This window comes from Edaphobacter flagellatus (assembly GCF_025264665.1).
GTDB lineage: Bacteria > Acidobacteriota > Terriglobia > Terriglobales > Acidobacteriaceae > Edaphobacter > Edaphobacter flagellatus.
The window spans coordinates 1,984,956-1,999,951 of record NZ_CP073697.1 but is presented as its reverse complement, the minus strand read 5'-3'; the positions used below and the strand labels follow the sequence as shown (position 1 = coordinate 1,999,951).

The 14,996-nt window shown below is 54.2% G+C and carries 7 protein-coding genes; 6 read left to right on the top strand and 1 reads right to left on the bottom strand.

All coding sequences use genetic code 11. The features are described from left to right. Positions 1–103 precede the first annotated feature (103 nt). The 5 genes from KFE13_RS08375 to KFE13_RS08355 are packed head-to-tail and all read left to right on the top strand — an operon-like array spanning position 104 to position 9,938. Positions 104–3,484 carry a TonB-dependent receptor gene (locus KFE13_RS08375; RefSeq protein ID WP_260706712.1) on the top strand — a complete coding sequence of 1,127 codons (3,381 nt, stop codon included), beginning with the start codon at positions 104–106 and terminating at the stop codon, positions 3,482–3,484. Positions 3,485–3,528: 44 nt separating this feature from the next. Next, entirely contained in the window at positions 3,529–6,318 is a 2,790-nt protein-coding gene (locus tag KFE13_RS08370) for a PIG-L family deacetylase (protein ID WP_260706711.1), read from the top strand. 8 nt (positions 6,319–6,326) lie between these two features. Beyond that, positions 6,327–7,679, top strand: coding sequence for an APC family permease (locus tag KFE13_RS08365; RefSeq protein WP_260706710.1), 1,353 nt, complete (start codon positions 6,327–6,329; stop codon positions 7,677–7,679). Beyond that, positions 7,676–8,599 (top strand): carbohydrate kinase family protein, encoded by a 924-nt coding sequence (locus KFE13_RS08360; protein ID WP_260706709.1) that lies wholly within the window; start codon positions 7,676–7,678, stop codon positions 8,597–8,599. The genes KFE13_RS08365 and KFE13_RS08360 overlap by 4 nt, the downstream gene beginning before the upstream one ends. Further along, positions 8,589–9,938 (top strand): family 4 glycosyl hydrolase, encoded by a 1,350-nt coding sequence (locus KFE13_RS08355; RefSeq protein WP_260706708.1) that lies wholly within the window; start codon positions 8,589–8,591, stop codon positions 9,936–9,938. Before KFE13_RS08360 ends, KFE13_RS08355 begins: the two co-directional genes overlap by 11 nt. 16 nt (positions 9,939–9,954) lie before the next feature. Here KFE13_RS08355 and KFE13_RS08350 read toward each other — a convergent pair whose 3' ends face one another. Further along, positions 9,955–11,223 (bottom strand): DUF2264 domain-containing protein, encoded by a 1,269-nt coding sequence (locus KFE13_RS08350; protein WP_260706707.1) that lies wholly within the window; start codon positions 11,221–11,223, stop codon positions 9,955–9,957. 300 nt (positions 11,224–11,523) lie between these two features. Here KFE13_RS08350 and KFE13_RS08345 point away from each other — a divergent pair, with 300 nt between their 5' ends. Then, complete coding sequence (locus tag KFE13_RS08345) at positions 11,524–14,922, top strand: TonB-dependent receptor (RefSeq protein WP_260706706.1); 3,399 nt, start codon at positions 11,524–11,526, stop codon at positions 14,920–14,922. Positions 14,923–14,996: the final 74 nt, after the last annotated feature.

Below are 14,996 nucleotides of genomic sequence, written 5' to 3'. Positions count from 1 at the left end.
TAACGATACCGATAAATTCATAGAGTTCTGGCGCTGACACCCGGCGCAGATGGCATCTTCGGTTGCGCAAGAGTTTTGATCGATGAGCCCAGGAGGCGAGCAGATGATGATCAAGCCTGTCACTGTTGTTCCCCAGGTTGTAAGAAAAGGATTTCGCTGGTGTGTTGCCGTGCGTCTGTTGTTGCTATTGGCGCTCGCCGTCATGACGAATCATGCTTATGCCCAGTTCGATAATGGCTCCATCACGGGAACGCTTCGTGACACAAGCGGAGCCGTCGTGCCCGGAGCAACGGTGATTATTCGCAATGTGGCCACAGGAGTAACAACGACACTGACAACGAACCAGGATGGAACCTATCAGGCACTGGCGCTGATTCCTGGAACGTATTCTGTCGAGGCCTCCGCTTCGGGATTCGGCACTGCGAAGAACCCCTCCGTCGAAGTACACGTAAAGACACGCGCGCAGGTGGATTTCGAGATGAAGGCGGGAGCCACCTCCGATACGGTCGAAGTCAACGCCTCGGCCATCGCGCTGCAGACGCAATCGGCTGATGTCGGCAACGTCGTTGGAACAACGCAGATCAACGATCTCCCATTGAATGCCCGCCGCTATGCCGATCTGGCATTGCTCGAACCGGGTATCTTCAAAAATCTTGCAGTTGCCAATCCTGCTCCAGATCGCTTCAGTTCTAATGGCAATCTCGAAACGCAGAACTACTTCGCGCTCGACGGCGTGGACAACAACTCCGGCTCAACCAATCTGCAGGAAGGCTCGGTGCAGAATGTGCAGCCTCCTCCGGACGCGATCCAGGAGTTCCGCTTGCAGACGCGTACCTATTCGACGGAGTTCGGTACTTCGGCGGGCGCTGTTGTGAACGCATCGACGAAAAGCGGAACCAACCAGTTTCACGGCAGCGCATGGGAGTATGCGCGTAACAGCGTCTTCGATGCCAACAGCTGGGCGAACAATCATGTCACACCAAATAAGCTGCCCAAAGGCAACTTCAGCCAGAATCAATTCGGCGGAACAATCGGTGGCCCGATCGCTCGCGATAAGCTGTTCTTCTTTGGCGACTATCAAGGACTTCGCAGCACGCAGCAGACGACGGTCAGCTCGGTAGTGCCCTCTGCTGCCATGAAGCAGGGCAATTTCAAGGAACTCACATCCCCGAATAACCAGTTGGGCAAGATCTATAACCCAAGCACCAGGCTTGCGAATCAGACGGGGTGCATTGCTCCAAACAGTTATGTGATCAACCCCAGCTGCATTGATCCGGTTGCAAGCAAGATCGCGGCGTTATTGCCTGATCCCAACAATGTTCAATCAGTCGACCGAACCTTTGACGGCTCATCGAACTATGTCTTCGCCTATCAACTCCCACAGCAAGTCAACTCTTTCGACACGCGTATTGATGACAAGCTGAGCGAAAAGAACAGCATCTTCGGTCGCTACAGCTTCCTCAATCAGCATCGCCAGGATCCGCCATGGACCTCGAACTTTACGATCGGCAACGGCGGTTTTGCGACGGACTACAACATTCGCAATCAGGGTTTGGCGTTAGGGCTGACGACGATTCTTTCCTCAACAGCCGTCAATCAGCTTCGCTTCGGGTGGAGCAGAGATAGTGCACACTCGAACCCGATCGGTGTCACGCTTGGGTCGTCGGCCGCAGGCCAGGTGGGACTGAGCGGTATTCCCGCGACGCCCTATTCTGCTGGCCTTCCTCCCATCGACATCTCGGGCTTCCGGCGTGTTGGTGTAGATCTCTACCGCCCGCAGTTCCAGGCAGCGCAGGTATGGCAGGTGCTGGATAACTTCACCAAGCTTGTCGGTACGCATAGCCTGATGTTCGGCTACGAATACCACAGCAATACGGTGAACTTTCTCGATCTGGCTGCCCCACAGGGCTTCATGGGTTTCTCAGGATTATTTACGAGCACCAATGGCTTTGGGTATCCGGACTTTCTGTTGGGCAATGTGTATCAGACGTACTACAACAGCGCAATCGTTGTGCATAACTATCTGCTTGGTAATTCGTTCTACGCACAAGATACGTGGCGGCTTTCGAAGAAATTCACCGTCAACTACGGCATGCGATACGAGTTGTATTCGCCATGGCTGAACCGCACCAACTCACTTGCAAACTTTAACACCGCGAACGGAGGGGGATTAACGGTTGCATCTGGAGGCGATTGGTACCATCGGTCCCTCATCCATCCGGACAAGAATAACTTTGCACCTCGCTTCGGCTTCAGCTATCAGGCGACGGATCGCATGGTTTTGCGCGGTGGCTACGGAGTCTTCTATCAGTACGTCAATCGAATTGGCTCTGAGTCGCAGCTTGGGCAGAACCAGCCCTTCCTGAAATTTGTCAACGATTCAAGAACAACAAATACCAGTACGCCAGTCTTCTTCCTCCAGAATGGATTTCCTGGAGCAGCGTACGCGAACTCGAATCCACCACTCTATATTCAGAAGACCAACTGGCAGGATCCGAATCAGCGCACCGGCTATGTGCAGCAGATGAGCTTCGGGCCGCAGTTCCAGATATCGCCCAGTACGATACTGGAGGCAGTTTGGGTAGGCAACTTCGGCCATAAGATGAACCGCCTTCGCAATGCCAACCAGGGAATCATCACCGGATTTAATGGTGCGACGCCAGTCGTTCTCTTCCCTTACGCAAACCTGAATCTCGGTTCTGCTCATGCGTTCCTTGAGGAGGCGACGAACGATGGCAATACCAACTACAACGGCCTGGTGACGAGCCTGCGCAGGCAGATGAAGAATGGCCTGGCGTATCAGTTCAGCTATACCTATGCGCATAATTTTTCGGACTATGCGGATAATTTGACGGCCGGCTCGACGCCGCAGAATGCGTATGACTACGAACATGAGTATTCCAATTCACCGTTCGATCAACGTCATCGCTTTGTGGCCAGCGCGCAGTACAAACTGCCGATTGGGCGCGGAGGGTTAGTGATGAACAATGATACGGTTGCCTCGAAGCTGGTTGGTGGCTGGCAGTTGAATGCGATTGTCACGATGGAAGCCGGCAATCCATTCAATGTAACCGCTCCAGATGTTTCGCAAACTGGAGGCAATCACGCTTTCTATCCCAATTGCATCGGGGACGCCTTTGCGGGAGCTACAAAGGATCGTTCGGCGATTACAAACCAGTCTTCAACGGGTCGCTACATTAATCCCGCCGCATTCTCGCAACCAGCTGCCGGAACATTTGGCAGCTGCCGTCCACGGCCTTATGCCGGACCTGGGCGACACAATGAAGATCTGAGCCTCTTCAAGCAGTTTGAGTTTACTGAGGTAAGAAAGCTTGAATTCCGATTCGAATTCTTCAATGCACTCAACCACGCAAATCTCGCTGCTCCTTCGGCCAACGTTGCGTCGCCCGGTACGTTTGGAAAGGTAAGCGGTACGCTCAATAATGCGCGCCAGATTCAGATGGCGGCTAAATTCTACTTCTGACCTTGTCAGCCGACAGTATCAGAAAGGTTGTCTGCATGGAGTTCGTGAAACGACTGACTCATGTTGCTCTGGTAGCCATGTTGTTGCCCTGCGGGTTATTGCATTCCGCAGGTGTAAAACCAGTAGTTGATGCGCGGCCAATCCCTCCCGATGAAGGAACTGCCGGAGTCTGGCAGGCGTTGAAGCGCCTGCATACGCGAGCGAGCGTACTGATGATTGTCGCTCATCCTGATGATGAAGACGGAGGTACGCTGGCGTACGAGAGCCGTGGCGTCGGAGCGCGGGTAAGTCTGCTGACGCTGGATCGCGGCGAGGGCGGTGCGAATGTCATGTCGTCGGATTACTGGGACGCACTTGGGCTGGTGCGCACAGAAGAGTTGCTGCAGGCAGGCCGCTATTACGGACTGGATGCGCAGTACTTCACTTCGATGGCAGACTACGGCTTTTCAAAGTCGTTGAATGAAGCGCTTGGTCAGTGGGGGCATGATCGCGTTCTCGAACAGGCTGTGCGGGTTGTGCGCACCGTGCGTCCACTCGTCATCTGCTCTGTATTTGTGGGTGGACCAACGGACGGACACGGGCAACATGCAACGGCTGGCCTGATGGCACAGGAAGTCTTCAAGGCGGCAGGAGACCCGAAGATGTTTCCTGACCAGATCAAGGAGGGGCTGCTGCCCTGGTCGCCGGTGAAGACGTATGCTCGTGTTCCGTTCTTCCGTGTCTCCGAAAAGGGCATGTATGACTATGCGAATCACACATGGGGACCGGTCGGTGTGACGAATCACGTCACCGGCAAGTGGGAGGAAGGCAAGCCGTCTGTGACCGTCAGCATTCCCATCGGATCGTATGACCAAATGATGGGAGAGACATACGTGCAGGTCTCGCGAGAGGGACTTGGATTCCAGCGATCGCAGAATGGAGGGCCAAGTGTTCCGCTGTCGGGAATGCAGATGAGCGACTACCACCGTTTCGGCACGACGCTTGATGCCAAAACAAAAGAAGAGAGCTTCTTCGATGGAGTAGATACATCGCTCACTGGTATTGCAGATTTTGCAGGGGCGCAGGGGGCATCGTCATCGCTTCGCGTCTCGTTGTCTGCGATCAACGATCTGGTGGAAAAAGCGATTGCGGCGTTTTCCGCAGAGAAGCCCGCAACAATCGCCCCTTATCTGGCCAAAGGAAAGTTGGGCGTTGAAAAGCTGATTGGTGAGGTCGAGAAGAGCGATCTTCCATCGGAAACGAAGTATGACGTGCTTCATGAACTCCGCGTCAAAGATCGCCAGTTCAACGATGCTCTTGTTGCCGCGCTGCAAATATCACTGAACGCCGATGTGACGCAGGCTGGTAAAGATGATCCGATGATGGCCATGTTTCGCGGAGCTGCGACGACGTTCCAGATGGCCACGCCCGGTCTCTCATTTCCGGTAAAGATTCACCTGTATCAGTCCGCAGTACCTTCCCTTGCAGTTAAGAGCCTCAAGGTGGTGGGGACTTCAGGCAAAGATTGGAACGTAACAGGTGGTGTATCGACGCCGTCGCAGGCAAAAGCTGGAGAAGCGATAGAGACGATCTACTCGGTGAAAGTGCCCGAGGACGAGCCATTCACACGGCCCTACTTCACGCGCGATGGATTGCAGAATGCGTTTTATGAGATAGCACCTGGTGCTCCTCGCAACAAACCGCTCTCTCCGTACCCGCTACAGGCCGAAGCTCAGCTCGACTATGAAGGAGCCACGATAAACCTTGCAAGTGTGGTGCAGGTCGTAAGCCGCGTCAATGGCCCAGGACTTCTTCGCTATCCTATGCCTGTTGGCCCTGCGCTAGCGGTCTCTCTGTCGCCATCGGCAGGCGTTGTGCCTCTGGGCAGCAAAGCAACTACGATCACCGTGCGCGTCCATAACAACGTTAAGGGAGCAGCAAATCCTTCTGTAAGGTTGGATGTGCCATCTGGCTGGAGCGTTGAGCCGAAGACCATTCCTATCCACTTTGCGCAGGAAGGTGAAGAACAGTCGGTATCATTTGCTGTCTCGCCAAATGTTACCGAGGGCGCGAAGTATACCGTTACAGCGGTAGCTTCGCTGGATGGTAAGGATTACAGAGAAGGTTACATAACAACTGGCTATCTTGGACTGCGGCCTTACTTCCTCTACTCGCCTGCACAGTATGCAGCGATCGGGACAGACGTCAAGATGGCGCAGGATGAGCATATTGCGTACATCGAAGGAAGCGGGGATGATGTTCCCGCCGCGCTGGAGCAGATAGGCGTCCACGTCAGCTATCTCTCTGCCCAGGATCTGGCTGGCGGAGATCTTCAGAAATACGATGCGATCGTCCTAGGGGTACGTGCATATGCAGTGCGTCCTGATCTGATTGCGAACAATGCCCGACTTCTCCAGTACGTTGAGAAGGGCGGTGTTGTGATCGTCCAATACAACACGCCTGAGTATGACCATAACTACGGGCCCTATCCTTATGCGATGACGGGCGATCCTGAAGAGGTAACAGACGAGAAGTCTGTTGTGAAGATTCTTGATCCTCGCAATCCTGTATTCAACTGGCCAAACAAAATTACGGAAAAAGATTTTGATGGCTGGATCGAAGAGCGCGGGTCGAAATTTCTCCAATCGTGGGACAGCCACTACTCTCCATTGCTGGAGACACACGATGCCGGCCAGCCGGAGCAGAAGGGTGGACTGGTCTACGCACGCTATGGGAAGGGCGTGTACATCTACAACGCCTATGCCTTCTATCGTGAACTTCCACTGGGAGTGCCGGGAGCGTTCCGGCTCTTCGCGAATATGTTGAGCCTTCCAAAGAACCCGGAGATTCACTAGCAGCGCTTATGGCGAATCAGGCAGTGCAGGTTGAACATCTCGAACGTGGCATGGGCCTGTGGGGAGCGCTTGCCGCCAACCTGCTTAACATGGTGGGCGTTGGTCCCTTTCTCACCATTCCATTGGCGATTGCTGCAATGGGTGGGCCTCAGGCCATGCTGGGATGGATGCTTGGAGCCGTGCTGGCACTATGTGACGGTATGGTCTGGGCCGAACTTGGATCGCAAATGCCCGATTCCGGAGGCTCTTACCACTATCTGCTGCAGGCGTTTAATCCACATGGTGCAGGACGCCTGATCTCATTTTTATTTTTGTGGCAGTCTTTGCTCATTGGGCCGATCTCGATTGCTTCTGGCGCGGTAGGATTTGCCGAATACTCAGGCGTCTTTCATTCATTTACACATCTGCAGCTCAAACTGGTTGCGATGGCATTGTGCCTTCTGAATCTCGGGGTGCTCTATCGCTCGATTCATTCCATCGGAACCTTGTCGGTCATCGTGATGGTGGCTGTAGTGGGGACATGCGGTTGGATCATTGTGAGTGGCGCTACGCATTTTCATCCATCGCTGGCCTTCGATTTTCCTCCGGCAGCATTTCATCCTTCACATGCTTTCTGGCTCGGCCTCGGCTCCGCTGTTCTGATCGCGATCTACGATTATGGCGGTTACAACAACGTGTGCCTGATTGGCGGCGAGATTAAAGATCCGCGGCGCAATATTCCTCGCGCCGTGCTGCTCTCCATCGTGGTGGTAGGCGTTCTCTATATGGCGATGAATATTGCCGTCCTTGGCGTGCTGCCCTGGAGAAGTGCGCAGCATTCCACTGCGATTGTGGCTGATTTCATGTATGCGATCCATGGCAGTTGGGCAGCGCGCGCCGTTTCGATACTGATCCTGATCGCAAGCTGGGGCTCGGCTTACGCCATTCTTCTGGGATACTCGCGCATCCCGTATGCGGCGGCGGCCGATGGACGATTCCCAAAGATATTTGCACGCGTTCATCCTCGCGGCCATTTCCCGACAACTTCCCTGATTTACATGGGAATCGGATCGGCGGTGATGTGTGTCTTCTCGCTTTCGGACCTGATTTCGGCGCTTATCGTGATTCAAACGCTGCTCCAGTCGATTGCGCAATGCATCGCCGTGCTGCTTCTTCGGCGTAGATCGGGTGCTGCTACGGATGTATTTCGTATGCCGTTTTATCCGCTGCCGGCGATTATTGCTCTCGTGGGATGGGTTTATATCGTTGCGACAAGCCAGATCAAACACATTGCAGCGGGTATCGCACTCGCTGTGACGGGCATTGCCTTTTATTTGATTCAAGCGAACAGGGAACGGGAGTGGCCATTCAGGCAGGCATGAGTTACGACGTTACAGTAATCGGCGAAATTTATCTCGACCATGTCTTCGGCGGTTTTGCGGAGTGGCCGTCTCCTGGTGAGGAGATATTCACCGAGCAATACGCATGGGAGCTGGGTGGAGGCGCAGTGACAACGGCCTGTGCACTCTCGAGGCTTGGACGAAAAGTTCGATTGATTGGCGTAGTAGGCGACGAACAGTTTGCGGCTATTGAGGCAAGGCTCTCAGCATTTGGCGTGTCAGCGGCGAATATCAGTCGATGTCGTGGCCGCACCGGTGTAACCGTTAGTATCTCAACTGTTCACGACAGGTCCTTCTTCACGTATCGTGGTGTCAATCAGGAATTATTGGAATACCTTCGATGTAGTCCGGATGTGTTGCATGAGGCTGCCCGCGCAAAACATATTCATCTGGCATTGCCGCTTGGCATAGACGATAGTAGACCTCTCCTGCCTGCGCTTCGGAGCCATGGCGCAACAATCTCGGTGGATGTTGGACATCACATTGCGTGGCTTAAAGACACGCGAAGCCTGGAAGTGCTGCGTGCAATCGACTACGTGATGCCCAACGAAAAAGAGGCTACGATTCTTGCTGGAACACCTGCGCGTTATCTGGAGCTTTGCCAGTCTTTGGGGGTGCGTCATGCGCTTGTAAAGCTTGGTTCCGCAGGAGCGGCTCTGCTCGCCGATGGTGTGCAATACAGGGTCAGACCGCCGCATATTGAATCCATCGATACGACGGGCGCTGGTGACGCATTTGATGCCGGGTTCATTGAGGGTGTTCTCTCTGGCCTTTCTCCGCAGCAGTGCGTTGAGTTCGCTTGTGTCTGCGGCGCTCTTTCGACGCGAGCGGTCGGTGCGCTTGAGGCACTTCCGACGCGTGCTCAGGCAGAAGCGATCTGCGAGGAAAATTATGCCGCGTAAAATTGCATTTCTTGGTGGTGGTGGAGTTCGTACGCCTCTTGTTGTTTTTGGAATCAATGAGTCTGCTCGGCGGCTTGATGCCGAAGAGCTGCTGCTGTACGACATCGATCCGGAGCGCGTAGAGGTTATCGCGAGATTGAGCCGAGAGGTAGTACGCCGCAGTGGCGGATCGCTACGCGTATCTGTCGCGCGGAGTCCCGAGGAGGCCATTGAAGGAGCATCATTCGTTTTAAATAGTGTCCGAGTCGGTGGAATCGCCAGCCGTGCTCAGGACGAGCGCGTAGCAATCGCATGCGGATACCCAGGACAGGAAACAACGGGGCCTGGCGGAGTAGCTATGGGACAACGGACGATTCCCGTGGCGATTGAGCAGGCGCGGATGGTGGAGAAAATTGCGCCGAAGGCATGGATCATCAACTTCACCAATCCTGCAGGGCTGATTACGCAGGCGATTATGCAGCACTCGAATGCGCGCGTTGTCGGTATCTGCGATACACCAACAGAGATGCTGCATCGCATTCAGACGGCACTCGGCGCCTCACCCCATGAGGTGGAGTGCGATTATGTCGGCCTGAACCATCTTGGCTGGATCCGCAAGATCATGCTGCGAGGTGAAGATGTGATGGATCGCGTCGTGAATGACGATGCCATTCTGTCGCAGCTTTATTCAGCTCCACTCTTCGATCACGATCTGATACGTGCTCTGCGGCTGATCCCCACGGAATACCTCTTCTTTTACTATTCACGGCGCAGAGCGCTTGAGAATCAGCGCAAGCAGGGAAGCACTCGTGGTGACCAGATTGCATTGATGAACGAGACGCTCATGCAGAGCCTCCTTCAATCGATGGCGATTCATGATGAAGCCGGTGCTCTGCAGTCATACATCGATTACCTCAATCTGCGCTCGGGATCGTATATGAAGCTTGAAGGCGAGGGTGGCTCGGCATTCGATCAGGAGATCATGCCGGAGGACCCGTTCCGCGCAGCAACGGGATATCACCGCATTGCCCTTCAGGTGATGAATGCGTTATGTGGGACTGAGCCGGAGAGAGTGATTGTGAATATGCGCAATCAGGCAACGATCCCCGATATCGCAGCGGATGATGTGATTGAGACGGTTTGCAGGATATCGAACGATACGATAACAGCACTACCCGTCGATCCACTGCCGAACGATGTCCGAGGACTGGTGCTTGCGGTGAAGGCATACGAGCGCGCTGCTATTCAGGCAGCAATAAGCGGCTCGCTCCGCGATCTTCGTAAAGCGATGCTGCTCTATCCACCGATCGGAGAGTGGGAGCCTTCTGCAGAGCTTCTGAAGCTGATGCAGTGGAAGTAGCCATGTTCCCTATCGACTAAACGGAAAGAGCATGATCCGCCATCATGTCTTCGCCGTTCCACAACTTAACTGCGGTCCACGGCTTCGCCTGACCTGACCAGAAGATGTTGTCGGCAGGCAAGCCTAATGGTAGCCACGCGGCAGAACAGAGGTAGAGACTTCCAGTCGAGATATACGGCTCGCCCATATGCGGCTGATGTCCGGCAAACCCAATGGTGAGCCATCCGTTGGAATCGAAGGTGCCAGGGCGCTCGATCATGCGCTTCATCACAGCAGTCAACGCGCAACGTACCTGTTCTGGTGCCACTCCTTCAGGTAACATTTGCCGCAGACTGATATCGCTTAGTAGCTGAAAGGCTCCGAAGCGGTAAGTGAGCGAGCGTCCAACTGCCGGGAAGGTTCCTTCAGGACTGATTAATCTCTCCTGTATTGCTGCATAACGGCGCGCGCGTTCGAACACAACCGGTTTAAATGCGCTCCACATCCCAGACTTCGCAGGTACAGTCTCAAGCAATTTCATCAGCATTGGCTGAATCACGAAGCTGTTGTAGTAGTCCCAGTGGAAGTTTGGACCATCGCCGTAAGTTCCATCGCCAACAAACCACTGCTTATGCATCTGCAGGGCGTAATCCACACGCATGGAATCCCACGGTGCTCCCATGAAGCAAAGTCCGGCTTCGACCATCGCCGAAAATAGAAGCCAGTTTGACTGGCCAGGCAAGACCTGGCGTGTAGCTTCAAGAGCCTTTATCAGATTCGCGCGCGTCGTCTTATCCAGCGGTTCCCACAGCTGCTTTGGCGCACGCAAGATGCCGAGCGCGAGAAACGCAGCATCCACAACGGACTGCGGCGTCATACCGAAGTTCATATAGTCTGGTGATTTAGGGTCCGTGCCATGTTGAATCCCTAGTCGAGCCCAATCGCGGTATGTCGCCTGCAATGCGGATTCATCATTTGGGGGAATACTTTCAAGCCACGGAGCCAAACCGGTTAGGAGCCGGCCAAAGGCCTCAAGATGCGTGGATTTGCGTCGCTCTTCCTGAACTCCGGCAGCCGCTTCAACCGGCATCTTTTCCCTCAACTGAGCTTTGCTGACAGCTTCCAGTACCGGATGCGAGATCTGTTTGACGGTTTTGATCCAGTAGACCCGGTCGTTTGGTGCAGATTCATTTGCGGGGTTCGGCTGGCTGGAAAGATTCGCCGGAGCCGCGGCGGCGGCACCGGTCGCCAGAATGCTCTTCATAAAGTGACGTCTTGCCATATTTGCTGTTGTTTCGTGGGTCATCGCAGATCCGATCTTGTGGATTTAGAAGAACTTCCGAGGCGGATTATAGATCGTCTACCTAAATCGATTAACTACTTGACAATCGTACTCGCCAGCTTGGTTAATGAGGGGTCCTAAAAAAGTCTTTGCGAAATATCTGCTGTGCCGCATAAGGCTCGGGGAGATTGCAACGAAAACACTTAGGCAACTCTCGCGACTTAGTTCGTTGATGAAACTAACGGAGGTTTATATATGCAAATCCGCTATTGGAGGCTTGTGAGCGTGCTAATGCTCGCAGTGGCTTCAGTATTCACTTGTCCGATGGCCCACGCTCAAAGCAGCTTTGGTCAGATATCCGGTGTTGTCGACGATCCTACGGGCGCCGCCATCCCAGGAGCTACCATCACCATCACCAATGTGGGTACGCAGGTAAAGCGTACCGTTGTGTCCGACGGCGATGGCAACTACATCGCTACCAACCTGCCCATTGCGACCTACTCTATTTCTGTTACGAAGACAGGTTTTAAGACGGCTCAGCAGGCCGGCGTAACGATTACAGCTGACGCCAAAGTGACTTCAAACTTCACAATGTCTTTGGGTGAAGCAGCGGAAGTCGTCGAAGTCCAGGGCGGCGCCATCGAGACGGTAAATACAACGTCCGGCGAGCTTGCGCGTGTCATCGACTCCAAGCAGGTCGAAAACCTCGCCTTGAATGGCCGCAACTACACACAGCTTCTCACGCTGGTGCCGGGAGCTGTTGTGACGAATCCCGATATCTTCTCCGTCACAACATCACTTGCATCCACGAACCAGACCATCAACGGAAACCGCAGCGATACGAATAACCTCACGGTCGATGGTGCCTACAATCAGGTGGCTGGTTCCAACGGCTCTCTGATGAACAATGTCGGTCCTGACTTCATCGGCGAGGTGAAGATCGATACCTCGAACGCTTCGGCTGAATACGGACGTACCTCTGGCCCAACCTTCAACATCGTCACCAAGAGCGGCACAAATGCTTTCCATGGTGGGGCGTTTGAATATCTCCGTAATAACTACCTCGACGCGACCAACTATATCGCCAGGACGAAGACGCAGCTCATCTATAACGACTTCGGCTTCTTTCTTGGCGGCCCGATCATCAAGGACAAGCTCTTCTTCTTTGTCGGTGAGGAGTGGAAGCGTCTGCGTCAGCAGGCTGCTGCTCAAACCTTCACCGTGCCGACGACCGCGATGTTGAATGGCGATTTCTCGGCATACTGTACATCAAATAAAGTCAACGGTGTCCAGGGCTCGTTTGTTAACGGCGTCTGCACGAATCAGGTCAACCAGCTTTATTATCCGGGGACATCCAATCCCATCCCAAATAACAACATTGCATCGCTGATGTCGACAGACGGCAAGGCAATTGCGAATGTCTATAAGACGATCTCGGCTGCAGGACTAAGCTTCCGCGATGGAGGACTGCCAAACTCCAACCTGACGCTGGCTCCTTCCAATCCCCTGAACTTCCATCAGGACCTGGTCCGATTCGACTACGTTCTGAATCAGAAGCACTCGGTTTACGGTCGCTGGATTCATGACCAGAATACATTGATCGATCCATACGGAACCTTCTCGAACAGCGGCATCCTGAACACGACGCCTACGACACGTAACCGTCCTGGCCAGAGCTATCTCGTTGCGTGGACCTGGGCGATTCGCTCCAACTTCATCAATCAGGCTCAAGCCAATACCAGCTGGGCGGCACAACGTATTCCTCCTTATGGCAACAACTGGAAGCGTGAGACGTTTGGCTTTACTTACAACAAACTTTATCCCGGAGCTGGAACCTACCCCAACGGTATTCCCATCGTGAACATCACGAACTATGCTGGCTTCCAGGGGCCGAACTTCGCTCTGCTGTCTCCCTCGACCGACATTCAGGTGGCCGATACCCTCACTTGGATTAAGGGCGTCCACACCTTCAAGTTTGGGGCAGCCTATATCCGCGATCGTGTCGATCAGAACGGACGCTCGAACTATACGGGTACTGCGGGCTTCTCCATTGTTCCCACAAACCAGAACACGGGCGTGGCGAATAATCAGTGCAGGCTTGGTACAGCGAATACGACCTGCTACTCACTGGCGGACGCTTTCCTCGGTAACTTCCAAAGCTACTCCGAGGCCAGCGCCGATCCGATGGGACATTTCCGCTTCAACCAGATCGAAGGCTTTGTACAGGACAACTGGAAGATCACTCGCAGGCTGAGTCTCGACCTTGGCCTTCGTTATCAATGGATTCAGCCCTTCTACCTGCAGGGCAACAACGCGTCGAACTTTGACAGGTCAATCTACAACCCGGCGAATGCCGTTACTGTAAACCCGTCCGGAAGCATCGTCCCCGGTAGTGGCAATCCTTACAACGGCCTGGTTCGCGCAGGCAACGGAGTGCCGTCTGACCAGCAGATTCGCGTCCCGAATGTGAACACGGCGATCTTCCCGCTCATCCCAACAGGAGCGCCACGCGGCTTCTACAAAATGAACGGCGCCGTCGGACCTCGCTTCGGATTTGCCTACGCGGTTGACAACAATACGGCGATCCGTGGCGGCATTGGTCTTTTCTACTATCGTCCGCAAGGCAACCTGATCTTCAGCCAGCTCAACCTTGCACCGTTCCTGCAGAACACGCAGGTCAACAACGGTAATCTGGCGACGCTGGCTTCGCTGTCGGCCAACAACACCGGACTGCAGGCAACGATCAGCGCCATCGATCCAACCAACAAGAACCCCTACACCTGGCAGTACAGCTTCGGTGTACAGCATCAAATGACGCGGACCGTTCTGCTCGAGATGAGCTATGTGGGCAGCGTCTCGCATCATCAGTTGCGCCAGCCGAACGTCAACTTTGCCGATCTGGGCGCGGTCGTTGCCAACGTCAACAGCGGGACCCCGTATAGCTCCACGGCGATCTTCAATCCTTATAAAGGATTCGCTGCGATTAACTCGAATCGCTTCGATTCCAACTACAACTACAACGCGCTGCAGGTCTTTGCGTCCAAGCGTGCCGGCTTTGTTACCAGCACGATCTCGTATACGTGGTCCAAGGCATTGGGCGATTCCAACGGTAACAACCAGACGCTCGAGAACTGGAGCAATCTTGGCTATAACTACGGGTATCTGTCTAATGATCGCCGTCACTCCTTCGTGGCGACCTTCGCAATTCAGGCGCCGGACTTCAAGGGACATAACTTCCTCGTTCGCGAGGCTGTCGGTGGATGGCAGGTCAGCGGTGTAGCGCGTCTCCAAAGCGGTGCGTACTCCAACGTACAGACCAACTCTTCTGTCGGCCTCGGCAACGTTCGTCCTGACTATGTGCAGGGCGCGCGTATCTACAACCAGCATGCAGGTATATGCGGTTACTTGAATAACGGCAGTGGCTCCGGATGCAACGACAGTAACAAGCCGTTTATTCCGGTTCCAAAGACGCAGGCACGCTATGGAAATGCTCCCTATGCGGCAATTCGGGGGCCTGGGCTGGCACAGACCGATGCAACTCTGTCGAAGTTCTTCCCCATCACCGAGCAGGTGCGTGTCAAGGTGCAGGCTGATGCGTTCAACATCCTGAACCGCACAAACTTCAACGGACTTAACCTTACGGCGAGCAATACCAATTTCGGTACGATCTCGTCTGCTTTCCCGCCGCGGCAGTTACAGCTTGGCGTGAAGGTACTGTTCTAACCTATACATAACCTGTACAACGCAAGGGAGCGGCTTCGGTCGCTCCTTTCGTTTTACTGGCGATGCGAGTTCTG